Origin of the sequence: Arthrobacter sp. MYb23 (assembly GCF_002979775.1) — a bacterium.
In the GTDB taxonomy this organism is placed as follows: domain Bacteria; phylum Actinomycetota; class Actinomycetes; order Actinomycetales; family Micrococcaceae; genus Arthrobacter.
In genome coordinates, this window is sequence record NZ_PCPR01000011.1 from 89,596 (window position 1) to 102,985 (window position 13,390).

General features: G+C 63.9%; 15 protein-coding genes and 1 tRNA gene. 10 read left to right on the forward strand and 6 right to left on the reverse strand.

The features are described from left to right. Positions 1–20 precede the first annotated feature (20 nt). The 3 genes from CQ020_RS13065 to CQ020_RS13070 all read left to right on the forward strand — a co-directional run bounded on the left by CQ020_RS13065 (position 21) and on the right by CQ020_RS13070 (position 1,577). A tRNA-Gly gene (locus CQ020_RS13065) sits at positions 21–94 on the forward strand. 194 nt (positions 95–288) lie between these two features. After that, the gene (locus CQ020_RS24510; RefSeq protein ID WP_011776304.1) at positions 289–423 is read left to right on the forward strand and encodes a hypothetical protein; all 135 of its coding nucleotides are present in this window, start codon (positions 289–291) and stop codon (positions 421–423) included. Next, entirely contained in the window at positions 420–1,577 is a 1,158-nt protein-coding gene (locus CQ020_RS13070; protein WP_105692231.1) for a N(5)-(carboxyethyl)ornithine synthase, read from the forward strand. The genes CQ020_RS24510 and CQ020_RS13070 overlap by 4 nt, the downstream gene beginning before the upstream one ends. Positions 1,578–1,632: 55 nt before the next feature. Here CQ020_RS13070 and CQ020_RS13075 read toward each other — a convergent pair whose 3' ends face one another. Then, positions 1,633–3,018, reverse strand: a complete 1,386-nt coding sequence (locus tag CQ020_RS13075) for an MFS transporter (RefSeq protein WP_105692232.1) — start codon at positions 3,016–3,018, stop codon at positions 1,633–1,635. A gap of 178 nt (positions 3,019–3,196) precedes the next feature. Between CQ020_RS13075 and CQ020_RS13080 the strand changes: the two genes are divergently transcribed. Then, positions 3,197–4,051 carry a LysR substrate-binding domain-containing protein gene (locus CQ020_RS13080; RefSeq protein ID WP_024818365.1) on the forward strand — a complete coding sequence of 285 codons (855 nt, stop codon included), beginning with the start codon at positions 3,197–3,199 and terminating at the stop codon, positions 4,049–4,051. Positions 4,052–4,064: 13 nt separating this feature from the next. Here the strand turns inward: CQ020_RS13080 and CQ020_RS13085 are convergent, their stop codons facing one another. Beyond that, a complete protein-coding gene (locus CQ020_RS13085) occupies positions 4,065–4,997 on the reverse strand; it encodes an SDR family oxidoreductase (RefSeq protein WP_105692233.1) in 933 nt (310 codons plus the stop codon). A 67-nt stretch (positions 4,998–5,064) separates the two neighbouring features. On the opposite strand from CQ020_RS13085, the gene CQ020_RS13090 reads away from it, so the two are divergent. From CQ020_RS13090 to CQ020_RS13100, 3 genes are all read left to right on the forward strand, one after another. Beyond that, the gene (locus CQ020_RS13090; RefSeq protein ID WP_105692274.1) at positions 5,065–5,421 is read left to right on the forward strand and encodes a metalloregulator ArsR/SmtB family transcription factor; all 357 of its coding nucleotides are present in this window, start codon (positions 5,065–5,067) and stop codon (positions 5,419–5,421) included. Between the two features lie 26 nt (positions 5,422–5,447). After that, positions 5,448–6,014, forward strand: a complete 567-nt coding sequence (locus tag CQ020_RS13095) for a GNAT family N-acetyltransferase (RefSeq protein WP_105692234.1) — start codon at positions 5,448–5,450, stop codon at positions 6,012–6,014. 217 nt (positions 6,015–6,231) lie between these two features. After that, entirely contained in the window at positions 6,232–7,005 is a 774-nt protein-coding gene (locus CQ020_RS13100; RefSeq protein ID WP_105692235.1) for a sugar phosphate isomerase/epimerase, read from the forward strand. 25 nt (positions 7,006–7,030) lie between these two features. Here the strand turns inward: CQ020_RS13100 and CQ020_RS13105 are convergent, their stop codons facing one another. Beyond that, the gene (locus tag CQ020_RS13105) at positions 7,031–7,837 is read right to left on the reverse strand and encodes an alpha/beta hydrolase (RefSeq protein ID WP_105692236.1); all 807 of its coding nucleotides are present in this window, start codon (positions 7,835–7,837) and stop codon (positions 7,031–7,033) included. After that, on the reverse strand, positions 7,834–8,871 hold the full coding sequence (locus CQ020_RS13110) for a LacI family DNA-binding transcriptional regulator (protein ID WP_105692237.1): 1,038 nt from the start codon (positions 8,869–8,871) through the stop codon (positions 7,834–7,836). The genes CQ020_RS13105 and CQ020_RS13110 overlap by 4 nt, the downstream gene beginning before the upstream one ends. Before the next feature lie 195 nt (positions 8,872–9,066). Here CQ020_RS13110 and CQ020_RS13115 point away from each other — a divergent pair, with 195 nt between their 5' ends. From CQ020_RS13115 to CQ020_RS13125, 3 genes are read left to right on the forward strand one after another with little or no spacing between them, the layout of a single operon-like run. Next, positions 9,067–10,236, forward strand: a complete 1,170-nt coding sequence (locus tag CQ020_RS13115; protein ID WP_024818371.1) for a Gfo/Idh/MocA family protein — start codon at positions 9,067–9,069, stop codon at positions 10,234–10,236. Next, positions 10,236–11,450 (forward strand): dihydrodipicolinate synthase family protein, encoded by a 1,215-nt coding sequence (locus CQ020_RS13120; protein WP_105692238.1) that lies wholly within the window; start codon positions 10,236–10,238, stop codon positions 11,448–11,450. Before CQ020_RS13115 ends, CQ020_RS13120 begins: the two co-directional genes overlap by 1 nt. Continuing rightward, positions 11,447–12,289, forward strand: coding sequence for a sugar phosphate isomerase/epimerase (locus tag CQ020_RS13125; RefSeq protein ID WP_105692239.1), 843 nt, complete (start codon positions 11,447–11,449; stop codon positions 12,287–12,289). Before CQ020_RS13120 ends, CQ020_RS13125 begins: the two co-directional genes overlap by 4 nt. A gap of 336 nt (positions 12,290–12,625) precedes the next feature. Here CQ020_RS13125 and CQ020_RS13130 read toward each other — a convergent pair whose 3' ends face one another. Continuing rightward, positions 12,626–13,075 (reverse strand): oxidoreductase, encoded by a 450-nt coding sequence (locus tag CQ020_RS13130; protein WP_105692240.1) that lies wholly within the window; start codon positions 13,073–13,075, stop codon positions 12,626–12,628. A 74-nt stretch (positions 13,076–13,149) separates the two neighbouring features. Next, on the reverse strand, positions 13,150–13,389 hold the full coding sequence (locus tag CQ020_RS13135; RefSeq protein ID WP_105692241.1) for a hypothetical protein: 240 nt from the start codon (positions 13,387–13,389) through the stop codon (positions 13,150–13,152). Position 13,390: the final 1 nt, after the last annotated feature.

The window sequence follows — 13,390 nt, forward strand, 5'->3', positions numbered from 1 at the left end:
GGGGATTTTTCCCGGGCAACGCGGGCGTAGCTCAATGGTAGAGCGCTAGCTTCCCAAGCTCGATACGCGGGTTCGATTCCCGTCGCCCGCTCCAAGAAAACCCCGGATCCAGTGATCCGGGGTTTCTTTTTGTCTCAAGACTGAACGCTCGACGCCGGCACTCACCTAAGGGACCACCCGCGCCGTCGCTAAACGGCCCAGCCCTGGTGACTCCGGCCACAACGCCTTCCGGGGAGGTGTATCGTCAGGAGTCAGGAGCCATCGCGGCTCCGCTCTAAGGGAGCCATCATGGGCGACAAATCACCGCGCCAAACTGCATCGAAGAAATCCAGCAAATCCATCAAGGAAAAACGCGCGGATAAGCGGGCTTCCGAGTCTTCCGCCACCGAGGCGGCAAAGCCTTCCACCGGAAACAAGAAGTGACAGCACCAACCGGCCAGCTGAGCGTTGGCGTCCTCGCTTCCTCACTGAAGCCCAATGAGCGCCGCTTGCCCATCCACCCGCAGCATTTGGAGCGCATCGCTCCTGAAGTTCGCCGGCAGCTTCGTTTTGAGCACGGCTACGGCGAGCGGTTCGGTGTGCCGGACAGCAAACTTGAGTCTCTGGTGGGCGGTCTCGGGACACGGGAGGAATTGATCGCCAACAGCGACGTCATCCTCCTGCCCAAGCCGCAGGCTCAGGATTTGGCCGAACTCCGTGACGGTCAAACGTTGTGGGGGTGGCCCCACTGCGTGCAGGACCGGGCCATCACTCAGTTGGCAATTGACAAGAAGCTCACGCTCATCGCCTTTGAGGCCATGAATCATTGGGCGGGCGACGGCGGCTTCGGCCTGCATGTCTTCCACAAGAACAACGAGCTCGCCGGATACTGCTCCGTGCTGCATGCTTTGGCCCTCACTGGTTCCACGGGCGATTACGGACGCCGGCTCAGCGCCGTCGTTATTGGATTCGGTGCCACGGCCCGCGGTGCCGTCACGGCGCTGAATGCCCATGGCATTCACGACGTCCAGGTCCTGACCAACAGGGGCGTCGCCGCCGTCGGGTCTCCGATCCATTCAGTACGGATCGTGCAATTCGACCATGACAGCAAGGCGCCGTTCCTCAGTGAAGTCATTACGGACAAGGGACGCAAGCCCTTGGCGCCGTTCCTGGCCGCTGCGGACATCGTGGTGAACTGCACCCTGCAGGACCCGAACGCCCCGCTGACGTACCTTCGCACTGAAGACCTGACGGAATTCCAACCGGACAGCCTGATTGTGGATGTATCCTGCGACGAAGGTATGGGCTTCAGCTGGGCGCGGACCACCACGTTCGACGAGCCCATGTTCCGCGTGGGCGGGCACGTCAATTACTACGCCGTGGACCACAGCCCGTCCTACCTCTGGAATTCGGCAAGCTGGGAAATCAGCGAGGCCCTGCTTCCGTTCCTGGACACCGTGGTGGCGGGACCGGACGGATGGGATGCCAACGAGACCGTCTCCCGCGCAATCGAGATTCGTGATGGTGTGATTCGCAATCCGGACGTTCTGGAGTTCCAGGGACGCTCAGCGGATTACCCGCACTTGCCAGTGGCCTAGCCACTAGCTCGACGCACCATGAAGCGCCCCCGGTTCACCGAGGGCGCTTCACTCTTTAAGCCGTTTGAGGCTCCCGCACGATCCGCAGCACCCGCCGCCGATCCCGCAGGTCCACTTTGATATGCAGGGATGACTTCCGGGCAAGGACGACGGCGACTACCACCGCCGCGATGGCTGGCACACCTCCGGAGATCAGGATGGCCAGGTGGGGGCCGAGGTGCTCGGCGAGCCAACCCATCATGGGTCCGCCGATTGCCTGTCCACCGATCAGCACCACCAGGTACAGGCTCATGACGCGTCCGCGGATGCTCATGTTGGAGCTGGTCTGCACCATTTGGTTGGCCGCGGTGAGGAACATGAGGCACCAGAATCCGGCGAGGACCATGGTGACGCTGAACCACACCATGGTTGGCATGAGCGAGGACGCACAGAGCATCAGGCCATACAGCCCGGCAGAGGTCACTACCGACCGCAACCGCAGCTGACGACGGCGGGTGGAGGCCACCGCGCCGGTCAGCGCACCGAGCGCAACCATCGCGTTCAGCAGGCCGTAGCCTCCGGCACCGGCGTCGTACACGTGGTCCGCAAACGCGGCCAGCAGCACGGGCAAGCTCATGGCGAAAACTGCCACGAAGCCGGCCATCAACCATGGCCAGTAGATGGTGGGCTTGCTGAGCGCATAGTTGAGACCTTCGCGCAGCATTCCCTTCTTGCGGGGAGTCGGCTGGCTCAGGTGCAACTGGTCCTTGCGGAGGATCAGCAGCATGGCCACCGTGGAGCAGCATGCCACTGCGTTCGCGGCGAAGGCCCAGCCGGCACCTACGGCGGTGAGCAGCACACCGGCCAAGGCGGGACCGATCAGCCCGCCCAGCTGGAAGGTGGTGGAGTTCACGCTGATGGCGTTCCGCAGGTACTTGGGGCCTACCAGCTCGTTGACGAACACTTGCCGGGCCGGCTGGTCCAGAACGGTTACGAAGCCCAGGGCCAAGGCAATGACATAGACGTGCCACACTTCAACGCGACCGCTCAGGGAGAGCACTGCCAACGCTGCGGCCAGTACGGCCGCCGCAGACTGGCAGATGATGAGGATCTTTCGTTTTGCGAAGCGGTCGGCAATCATGCCGCCCCATGGGCCAAGGAAGAGTGACGGCATGAACTGCAGCGCCACCGTAATTCCGACTGCGGTGACGGACCCGGAAAGCTGGAGCACCATCCAGTCCTGGGCAATGCGCTGCATCCAGATGGCGATCACGGCAATGAAGTGGCCGATCGCGAAGATTCGGAAGTTCGGAACCTTCAAGGAGATGAAGGTGTGCCGCCAGGGCAGCTTTTCGCTCACGACGGCGAGTGGCTGGGTGACGGTGTCCACGGGCGGAGGTGCGGACAGGGAATCGATGACGGGCTGGCTGACGTTTGCCGCTGCAGGCGGTGGGGGTGCCAAAAGTAGTCCTCGGATCGAGAGTTTCGGTGGGATGCTTTTAACGCTATGGTTGCCAGCAGCAATTATGGAAGCGTATTGCGCCTATAACTAGCATTGCGGAACGCAATGAGCTGCTTGCAGCACCAAGGGAAGCGGCGCAATACTCCGGCCCGGCGCTGACCTGCTCTTGAGGAGTTTCGTGTTCGAACCTGTCCAGCTCCGCTCCTTCCTTGCCGTGGCCGAAACCCTGAGTTTCACCAAAGCGGCGGAACGCCTGGGGCTCGCCCAACCCACCGTCAGCCAGCACGTCCGCAAGCTGGAAGCCGCCGCCAAGCGGGTACTCGTGGCCCGCGATACGCGCGAAGTCAGGCTCACCGACAACGGCGATGCCATGGCTGGCTTCGCCCGCAGCATCCTGGCCGCCCACGATTCGGCTGCCCGCTACTTTTCCGGTTCTGCCATGCGCGGGCGGCTCCGTTTCGGCACCGCCGATGACCTCGCCATTACAGGACTCCCCCGGATCCTCCGCGAGTTCCGGCAGCTGTACCCGCAAATCAACCTGGAGCTCACCGTCAGCCAAAGCGACCAGCTCTACAAACGCCTGAACGCCGGGCAACTGGACCTGGTATTCGTGAAGTGGGTGGCCGGAGCCAAGGAGGGCACAGTGGTCCGGCACGACAACTTCGCCTGGGTGGGTGTGGAGCAGACCGTGCTGGAACCCGGAGCGCCGGTCCCACTCATCGCGTACCCCGCGCCCAGCCTCAGCCGGAAGCTGGCCATCGACGCACTGGAAGCCGAGGGCCGGACCTGGCGGATCACGTGCAGCACCAAGCAGATCAGCGGGGTGCTCGCGGCTGTGCGCGCCGGCATCGGAGTTGCTGTGATGCCGGCGTCCTTGGTGCCTGAGGACCTGAAGGTCATCACGCAGAGGTTCGGTCTGCCGCCCGTGGGGGACGTCGACTTCACCCTGATCCGCAACCCGCTGGCCAACGCTGAGGTGATCGATGCCCTCACCCAGGCCATCATGGGCCGGACGCTGAGCAAGTCGAACTAGTGGACAAGTCGAACTAGTGGACCGGGTGGCTTGGCCGTCTGCGGTCCATGCGCGCATTCCACCACCTCACTACCCGTAGGTCGTCCAAGGCGAAGCGGCCTTCCGGTACGGCGGCCCGGATGCGTTCGTCGTCGAAAGGAAGCCTGGGACGCAGCTCCACGGGAAGCCACGGCGCATACGGTGAGGGCTCACTGACCCCCTCGGTGAGCATCTGCGCCTGGGCTTTGGCAACGAGGGGCACCACCATGGTCCACTCTGTCAGCTGCGCCAGCGCGCGAATGGACCAGATGGGGGCGCGGACGTAAACAGGATGGCCACCCGCCATCCGGGCGATCCTGCGGACAGCCGCTCCAAGTTCGAGCTCTTCGGCCCCGACAACCGCGACGGTCGGGGTGGGCACGCGACCTTCGAGGGCTGCAATCAGGGTGTTAACGGCCTCTTCCACCGGTATGGGTCGAACGGTCCGCTCCCGATATCCGACCGTTGCGAAAACCGGGAAGCTGCGCACCGCACGCGTCACATGGTCCACCATGTGGTCTCCCTTGCCGTAGATCATCCCCGCCTTGAGAATCGTGTGCTCGATGCCCGACTGCCGCAGGAGTTCCTCGGCAGCCCATTTGGTCTCGTGATAGGCGGAGCCACAATCCGGACGGGCGCGAAGGAAGCTCAGCATGACGATTCTTTGGACGCCCGCCCTCCGGGCAGCTTCAATGACGGCGCGGGTGCCTTCAACGTGAACCCGCTGGAAAGTCTGGTCACCGATCTCCCGGTTGATCCCCGCGCAGTGGGCTACGACGTCGCAACCTCTGAAGGCCTTCGTCAAGGCCTCGACGTCGGTGACTGCCACTCCCGTCCGCCTGGAGATGACCACAGTGTCCTCGCTGTCGAGTCGTTCCGCGAGGTGACGCCCCACAAAGCCGGTACCGCCGGTAATAGCCACACGCATGATCTAGCTCCTTCGCTTATTAGCAATGAAGCTAAACTGTATATAGCTATTGTGCTATATTGCAAACATGGCAGATGCAGCATCGGATATCTTCGCAGCGTTGGCGCACCCTACCAGGCGGCAAATTCTTCAAGACCTCAAGGACGGCGAGTTGGCTGCCGGTGAGATAGCTGCGCGATTCAACGCCACGGGACCCACCATTTCCCGACACTTGAGCGTGCTGCGCCAAGCAGGCCTGGTTGCGGAACGCCGGGACGCCAACCGTATTCTCTACTCGCTCGTGGGTGAGCGCCTGGCTCTATCGGTTGGAGATTTCCTTTCCACGGTTTGCCCAGAGCAGATCGTGCTGCGGGAGGTCCGGAAGCGGACCCCGTCCCGCCCCTCGACCAGGACGCCGAAAACGACCAAGACATCTGAAGCCTGAACCGACAGCCGTAGTACGCTCGCCCAATGATTCACGCCGAGCTCACACGCCCGTCCGCCAGCTTCCATGCGTCCTGGCTTGAAAGCTGGGACGAGTGGGGAACCCTTGACCAAGATGGCTCCGCGGCTTTTCTGGCAGCCCGCTACGAGCTGGATCTCCGCGACAGCAGCGACTTCGCCCAGTGGATTGAACTGTTGCACCACATGCCCCTGGAAGAATTCCAGCCTCCCGAAGGCTTGGTCAACCAGAGCACCATCTGGGTAGTGGAGGGCAATTCTTATCTGGGTTCCAGCAGCCTCAGGCACTCATTGGTCAATGAGTATCTGAGCGAAGTGGGTGGACATATCGGTTACGGAATCCGGCCAAGCGCCCGGGGCCGGGGACTCGCCAAGCTTGCCCTCAACGGCGCCCTCCAGGAAGGGCGCGCCCTGGGGATGGAGCGCGTCATGGTGACCTGCAAGCAGTCCAACCCTGCTTCCGCCCGAACCATCGAGGCCTGCGGTGGCATCCTTGAAGGCGTCCGCCCACCGGAGAGTTTTAGTCCGGACCTGGGTATCGCTGAGCCCATCCGTCGCTACTGGATAGATCTATAGCGTTTGCATGCGCTCGGCCAGGGTCGTCGCTGACGTGGTTCCGGCGGCCTGCCGCACCCGTTTCCGCCATTTGCACCCGTAACCTCTGGTGCGTGAGGCGCGAGCGGGTGCGACGCTGGCGCTCAAGGGGTGCGCCCGGCGGGTGCGGGTGCGGTGCTGGAGAGTTCAACAGCGATACGCCCTTACCGGGTAAGCGCATTCCCGCTATCCTAGGAGGATGATCGACCTCACCACGCTGGCTGACCTCACGCCGGGCATTTGTTCCGTCACTCTTCGCGCGCACGGGATCGACGAGGTGGTCCGAATTTCCTCGAGTGCGGGCCTGGCCGGCATCGAGTGGGGCACTGACGTCCACGTGAGCGATGGGGATTCAGCCGCGCACGCCAAGGACGCCACAGAAGCCGCCGGACTGACAGTCCTATCGCTCGGCTCGTACTACCGTTGCGGGGCCTTTGGGGACTTCGGCAGGCCACTGGACCTTGCCGCAGCCTTGGGTGCTCCAAGAATTCGGGTGTGGGCCGGGGAACTGGGCTCGGCCGGCGCGAGCCAGGAGCACTGGGACGCAGTGGTGAAGGACACGCAACGCATTGCTGATCTGGCCGCCGAACGCGGGGTAGCCATTGCTTTCGAGTATCACGGGAACACTCTCACCGACTCCCCCGCCACCACCCTCGACCTCCTGAACCGGGTCAACCACGCCAACGTCGGCACTTACTGGCAGCCCGCCGTCGGACTTTCAGACCAGCAGGCGCTGGAGTCCCTCCACCAGGTCCTGCCGCATGTAGTGGGCGTGCATTGTTTCTCGTGGGGGCCGGAGGCCGAGCGCTTCCCGCTGCGCAACCGGAAACTGCTGTGGCAGACCGTCACGGACGTCCTCCGGGGCAACGGCAAGGACATGGACATCATGCTGGAATTCGTAGAGGAAGACCTTCCGGAGAATGTCCTCAACGACGCCGCTTTCCTGCACACCATCACCCTGGGCGAGGACTAACTCTTTCGGCGAGGACCAGACCCGGCTACGCAGCCCAACCCCTCCGGCGAAGCCACGCGGCACAGAGCGCGGTCCACTGCTCGGCACCGGGTGTTCCCAGGGCCAAACCAATCCCGTGAATACCGCTGGGGAAGACGTGAAGCTCCACCGGAACACCGGCCCGGCTCAGCGCGTCCGCATATGCAAGGCTGTGGCTGACAGGGACAGATTGGTCGTCAGCCGTGTGCCAGAGGAACGCCGGGGGCGTAGCCGGCGTGACGTGCAGTTCCGTTGAGAGCTGCCGCAGGATTTCCGGCCCTGCTCCCTCACCGGCCAGGTTGTCCACTGACCCTTGGTGCGCCGAATCCACGAAGGAAATGACCGGATAGCAGAGGATGCTGAGGTCCGGAACTGACTCGCTGCCGTCCAGCGCAGGATCGTCCGGCGGCACCTGCACCGACAAAGTAGCGGCAAGATGCCCACCGGCCGAAAACCCAAGGACGCCCACACGCGAGGGATCAACCTTCAGCCCATGCCCTCCGTTGCGGATCCAGATCATTGCTTGCTTGGCTGCGCGCAACGGCGCGGGATGCCGTTGCGGTGCCACTGGATATCGCAGCACGAACGAGTGGATTCCCAGCGAAGCGAGCCACTCCGCCACAGGTTCGGCCTCGTGATCGGCCGTTTTCGCGTAGCCTCCGCCGGGCAGAACCAGGACTGCTGGCGCCGCCACATCGGAAGGCCCGACGGCGGGAATCACCGTGAGCGCGCGGGGCGCCTCAGCTTCCGCCTGCGCCTCCGCCTCCGCCTCCGCCTGCGCCTCTGCCTCTGCCTCTGCCTCCGCGGCGGTCATACCTGCGATTCCACCGGAGTTTCAGTGCTGCGACGGAGCTTGACCGCGCCGCTGACGGGCGGGGTGTCAGGATCTCCTGCGGCGAGGCGTCCAATGTCCTCGAGCGGCAAATGCACGGTTGAAAGAGCGGGCCGGAAGTCGCGGAGGGTTTCAATGTCATCGAAACCAGTAATGGTGGCATCCCGGGGAATCCACACGCCTTCGGGTCGGAGCGCGGCGGTAACGCCGATGGCCATGACGTCGTTCACGGCGAAGATGCAGAGCCTTTCCGGGGACTCCTTGATCCGGTCTGCGAGCGCCAGGCCGGCTTCGTATCCCCCGGCGCGGTTGAATCCGGTGCGGATGATTTCCGCTGCGGGCCTGCCGGCGTCCGCGAGTCCGCGCTGGAATCCGCGGACCCGGTCGTCGGAGGTGTAGAGCCCTTCAGGGCCGGCCACGATCAGGAATTCGCCGTCGTGGGTGGCGGCCAGTTCGGCGGCCAGGCCGGCAGCAAGTTCTTCATTGGGGACCTTCACTACGTGATAGCCCTCGGTGGTGGATGCGCCAACTACCGGGTGGCCCACCACTCCCACGTGCCCGCCATTGCGGCAGTAGCGGTCCAACTCGGCCGCCAGCTCAATGTTGCCTTGCTTGTCCTCGGCCCGGACGGAGCGCGAGCCGGCGATCACGATGGAGTCGGCACGGCGGGCAGCGAACGCGGCTACTGCCTCTTTTTCGTCGTGCGGGGCGCCGGAGGTGCTGGCCAGCAGCACCATACGGTTCTGTTGGCGGGCGGCTTCCTGGACGCCGCGGGCGATGGCGGAGAAGTAGGGATCGGCAATGTCGTGGACTATCAGGCCGATCAGTCCTGAGCTGGACTTTGCGAGCGCCTGTGCCTGCGCATTGGGAACATATCCCAGCTTGTCGGCGGCCTCGCGGACGCGCTCGGCGATGTCCTCGGCGGGCTTGCGGGTGGAGCCGTTAAGGACCCGGGATGCTGTGGCCAGGGAGACCCCGGCCAAACGGGCAACTTCACTCAATGTGCTGGCGGCCACGGGGCCCTCCTTTTCTGCAAGCGTCGGGACTGGCGCTAAGGAAATTATGGCAGTTCTCTTGGAATTTTGGGAAAGCGCTTGCCAACACGGCGCGCCATGGTGCATGATCGATTGCAACGGGAATGCGCTTTCCCACAAGACATGCGTAAGCACCGGCAACGCTCAGCGGCCGGCACACAAGGCACTGGAGAAAACATGGGCTTCGAAACAAAGACGATCCGTATCGCCATGAACGGCATCACCGGCCGTATGGGCTACCGCCAGCACTTGCTGCGGTCCATCCTCCCCATCCGCGATGCCGGCGGCTTCACCCTCGAAGACGGCACCAAGGTTCAGGTGGAACCGATCCTGGTTGGCCGCAATGAAGCCAAGATCCGCGAGCTCGCCGAGCTCCACAAGGTCTCCGAATGGTCCACTGACCTGGACGCCGTCATCAACGATCCCACTGTGGACATCGTGTTCGACGCTTCCATGACCAGCCTCCGCGCCGCCACCTTGAAGAAGGCCATGCGCGCCGGCAAGCACATCTTCACCGAGAAGCCCACGGCCGAGACCCTGGAAGAGGCAATCGAGCTCGCCCAGATCGGCAAGGAATCCGGCGTCACCGCAGGCGTTGTGCATGACAAGCTCTACCTCCCAGGCCTGGTCAAACTCCGCCGCCTCGTGGACGAAGGCTTCTTCGGCCGCATCCTCTCCATCCGTGGCGAATTCGGCTACTGGGTCTTCGAAGGCGACGTCCAGGCTGCACAGCGTCCGTCCTGGAACTACCGCAAGGAAGACGGCGGCGGAATGACCACGGACATGTTCTGCCACTGGAACTACGTCCTTGAAGGCATCATCGGCAAGGTCAAGAGCGTCAACGCCAAGACCGCCACGCACATCCCCGCACGTTGGGACGAGGCCGGCAAGGAATACAAGGCCACCGCCGACGACGCTTCCTACGGCATCTTCGAACTCGAAACCCCGGGCGGCGACGACGTCATCGGCCAGATCAACTCCTCCTGGGCAGTTCGCGTCTACCGCGACGAACTGGTTGAGTTCCAGATCGACGGCACGCACGGTTCCGCCGTCGCCGGTTTGAACAAGTGCGTTGCGCAGCAGCGCGCCCACACCCCCAAGCCCGTCTGGAACCCGGACCTGCCCGTCACGGAATCCTTCCGCAGCCAGTGGCAGGAAGTTCCCGCCAACGCCGAACTGGACAACGGCTTCAAGCTCCAGTGGGAAGAATTCCTGCGCGACGTCGTCGCCGGCCGCGAGCACCGCTTCGGCCTGCTCTCCGCAGCCCGCGGCGTGCAGCTGGCCGAACTCGGCCTGCAGTCCTCGGCTGAGCGCCGCACCATCGACATCCCGGAGATCACCCTCTAATGACGTCACTGATACTTCCCACCAACGACGGCGGCACCCGCGAGTACCGCCTTCAGGCAGCCACATCATGGGCCAAGCCGACCGCTCCCTTGACGGCCCGCCGCGCCTACGCCGCAGCACACGTCATCCCTGAGGTCTCCGCGGACAACACCCCCGGCGCCCCGGCGCAGCTCGACTGGGACGCCACCCTGGCGTACCGGCACGAGCTGTGGTCCTATGGCTTGGGCGTTGCCGACGCCATGGACACCGCACAGCGTGGCATGGGCTTGGACTGGGCCGCGACCCAGCAGCTCATCAAGCGCACCGGCGCCGAGGCCGCTTCCGTCGTGGCAGCGGGCAACGCCGCCATCGCCGGCAAGTCCGTCCGGGACCTCGTTTCCTGCGGCGCGGGCACTGACCAGCTGGACATCGCCACCCTCCCTGAGGGCGCGGCAGGCATCCAGGCCGTCATCGACGCTTACCGTGAGCAGATCGCCGTCGTCAGTGAGGCTGGCCCCAAAGTCATCCTCATGGCATCGCGCGCCCTGGCCAAGGTTGCCAATGGTGCCGACGACTACCTGCACGTCTACTCCACGCTGCTTCAGGAAGTGGACCAGCCCGTCATCCTGCACTGGCTCGGCACCATGTTTGACCCCGCACTGGCTGGCTACTGGGGCTCCGACGACGTCTCCGTCGCCACCGAAACGTTCCTCAGCCTGATCCGCGAACACTCGGACAAGGTTGACGGCGTGAAGGTTTCGCTGCTGGACGCTTCACATGAGGTGGCCCTCCGCGCCAACCTGCCCGAGGGCGTCCGCCTCTACACCGGCGACGACTTCAACTACCCGGAACTGATCGACGGCGACCAAACGCACCACTCGGACGCCCTGCTGGGCATCTTCGCTGCCATCTACCCGGCCGCTTCGGTCGCGTTGCAGAAGTACGACGCCGGCCAAGGCGCCGAAGGGCGCGCCATCCTGGACTCCACCCGCGAGCTCGGAAAGCACATCTTCAGCGCACCCACCTTCTACTACAAGACCGGCATCGCGTTCATGTCCTGGCTCAACGGCAAGCAGCCCGGCTTCCAGATGGTGGGTGGCCTGCACTCGGGCCGCTCAGTCCTCCACTTGGCCAAGACGTTCGAACTGGCAGACCAGGCCGGTCTGCTGAAGGATCCCTCGCTGGCAGCCTTCCGGATGTCGGACTTCCTGCGGATCAACGGGGTGGGCGCATGAGCTCCGATTTCTCTCGACTCTCCCTGAACAGCGCCACCACCAAAAAGTGGACGCTCGCCGAAGCCGTTGACGGTTGCGCCCGCGCCGGCATCCCCGCGATCGGGCCGTGGCGTGACCGCGTGGCCGAGGCAGGCTTGGACAAAGCAGCCAAGCTCATCAAGGACGCCGGACTCCGCGTTTCCTCGCTGTGCCGCGGCGGATTCCTCACGGCGGCCGACCCTGAAGGCCAGGCTGCCGCACTCGCTGACAACTTCGATGCCGTCCGCGAAGCAGTAGCGCTGGACACCCAGGAGCTGTTCCTGGTGGTCGGCGGGCTCGCTCCGGGTGAGAAGGACGTCGTCGCTGCCCGCCAGCGCGTGGCCGACCGCCTCGAGGAACTCGTTCCTTTCGCTTCCGAAAACGGCGTACGGCTGGTGCTGGAACCCCTGCACCCCATGTACGCCGCTGACCGCGCACTCATCTCCACCCTTGGCCAGGCACTGGATCTCGCCGCGCCGTACGACGCAAAGGCTGTTGGCGTCGCCGTCGACACCTTCCACGTCTGGTGGGATCCGGAACTGAAGGCGCAGATCGACCGCGCCGGCCGCGAGAACCGCATTGCCTCCTACCAGGTGTGCGACTTCAACCTGCCCATCGCTGCGGACGCACTGTTGTCCCGCGGCATGATGGGCGACGGCGTCATTGACTTCGCCACCATCGGCACCTGGGTCAGGGACGCCGGATACAAGGGCGACATTGAAGTTGAGATCTTCAACCAGGAAATCTGGGATGCCGATGGGGACAGCGTCCTGGAAACCATGAAGCAGCGCTACGCGGAGCTCGTCCTCCCGTTCGCCTAACAACGTGATCCTCCCGCGGATGCCCTAAGCGCCGCGGGAGGATCGCTCCAAAACCAGCGGGTTCTTGCCAAGGTCACGGCAGGGGCCCGCTTTTTGCTGTCCTGTGCCACCCATATTTCAGCGTGGCTGGCTCGGGGAGGGTGCGGCTACCACCCACTTTGATTTCTGGCATCGGTGGACACGCCGCATTGTGGGCGTGTCCGCGGAGCTTTAAGTTTCAAAGAAGGTGGTGACCGCACGCTCGCCTTTTGTGTCAGCTGTAAGTCCTGACCTCCAGCGCCTTGGAGGGCTGGTGGGATGACGCCGATCAAGGTTTCCCCGCCGAGGCCTGAGCCTTCAGAACCCTATGCGTCCGTCCCAGGACCACTTGGTAAGGCGGAGACCGGCCGGGACCTCGTCCGCTGAACGCTCATAGCGCGCCATGGTGTTGGTAGTAACCCAGGCAAAGTAATCATGCAGGACTGCGCGGAGCGGATCATCCACCACCTCCACGTCCGTCAGCGCATGGTCAAAGCACTCGATAGCCCGTAGGTTCATCTCTTGATGCGGACCGTTCCCGCTGTGCATCCTCACCACGGATGTTTCGTCACCGTAGGCGCCCGAGTACAGCGGCGGGCCACCCAAGGCCTCGCTCCAGTAGGCGGCCAGCCGCTGCGTGTGCTCGGGGTGAACCCCGTGCCGGAACGCGTGCCCCACCACCTCATCCTCGACCACCCTGACATGCCAAGCCGTGGCCAGAGCCAGGAAGAAGTCCGCACCGCCCGCCGCCTCATACACCGTTTGCATGGTGAAACCATGGCACGAGTGCGGCCGGACCGGAAGTGAAACCCTAGGATTGGCCGGATTGACGAGGCCCGGATTCAGGAGGCTCGCGCAGCGAGTTGCACCTTGGCTTTCGGCAACCCGATAAAGGTGACCGAACCGCCGTCGTGCGCTTGCAGTTCCAGGCTGATGTTCCGTGAGCCCTCTTGGGGTTCCACGGCTCGGACCTGAAAAACTTCACCGTTGATCTGTACCGTGTCGCCATTCTTGATGGACTTGAGCTTGGCGTTCCGGGCACTGTCGCCCACTGCTGAGTCGTCCACTACGGAGATATCCATT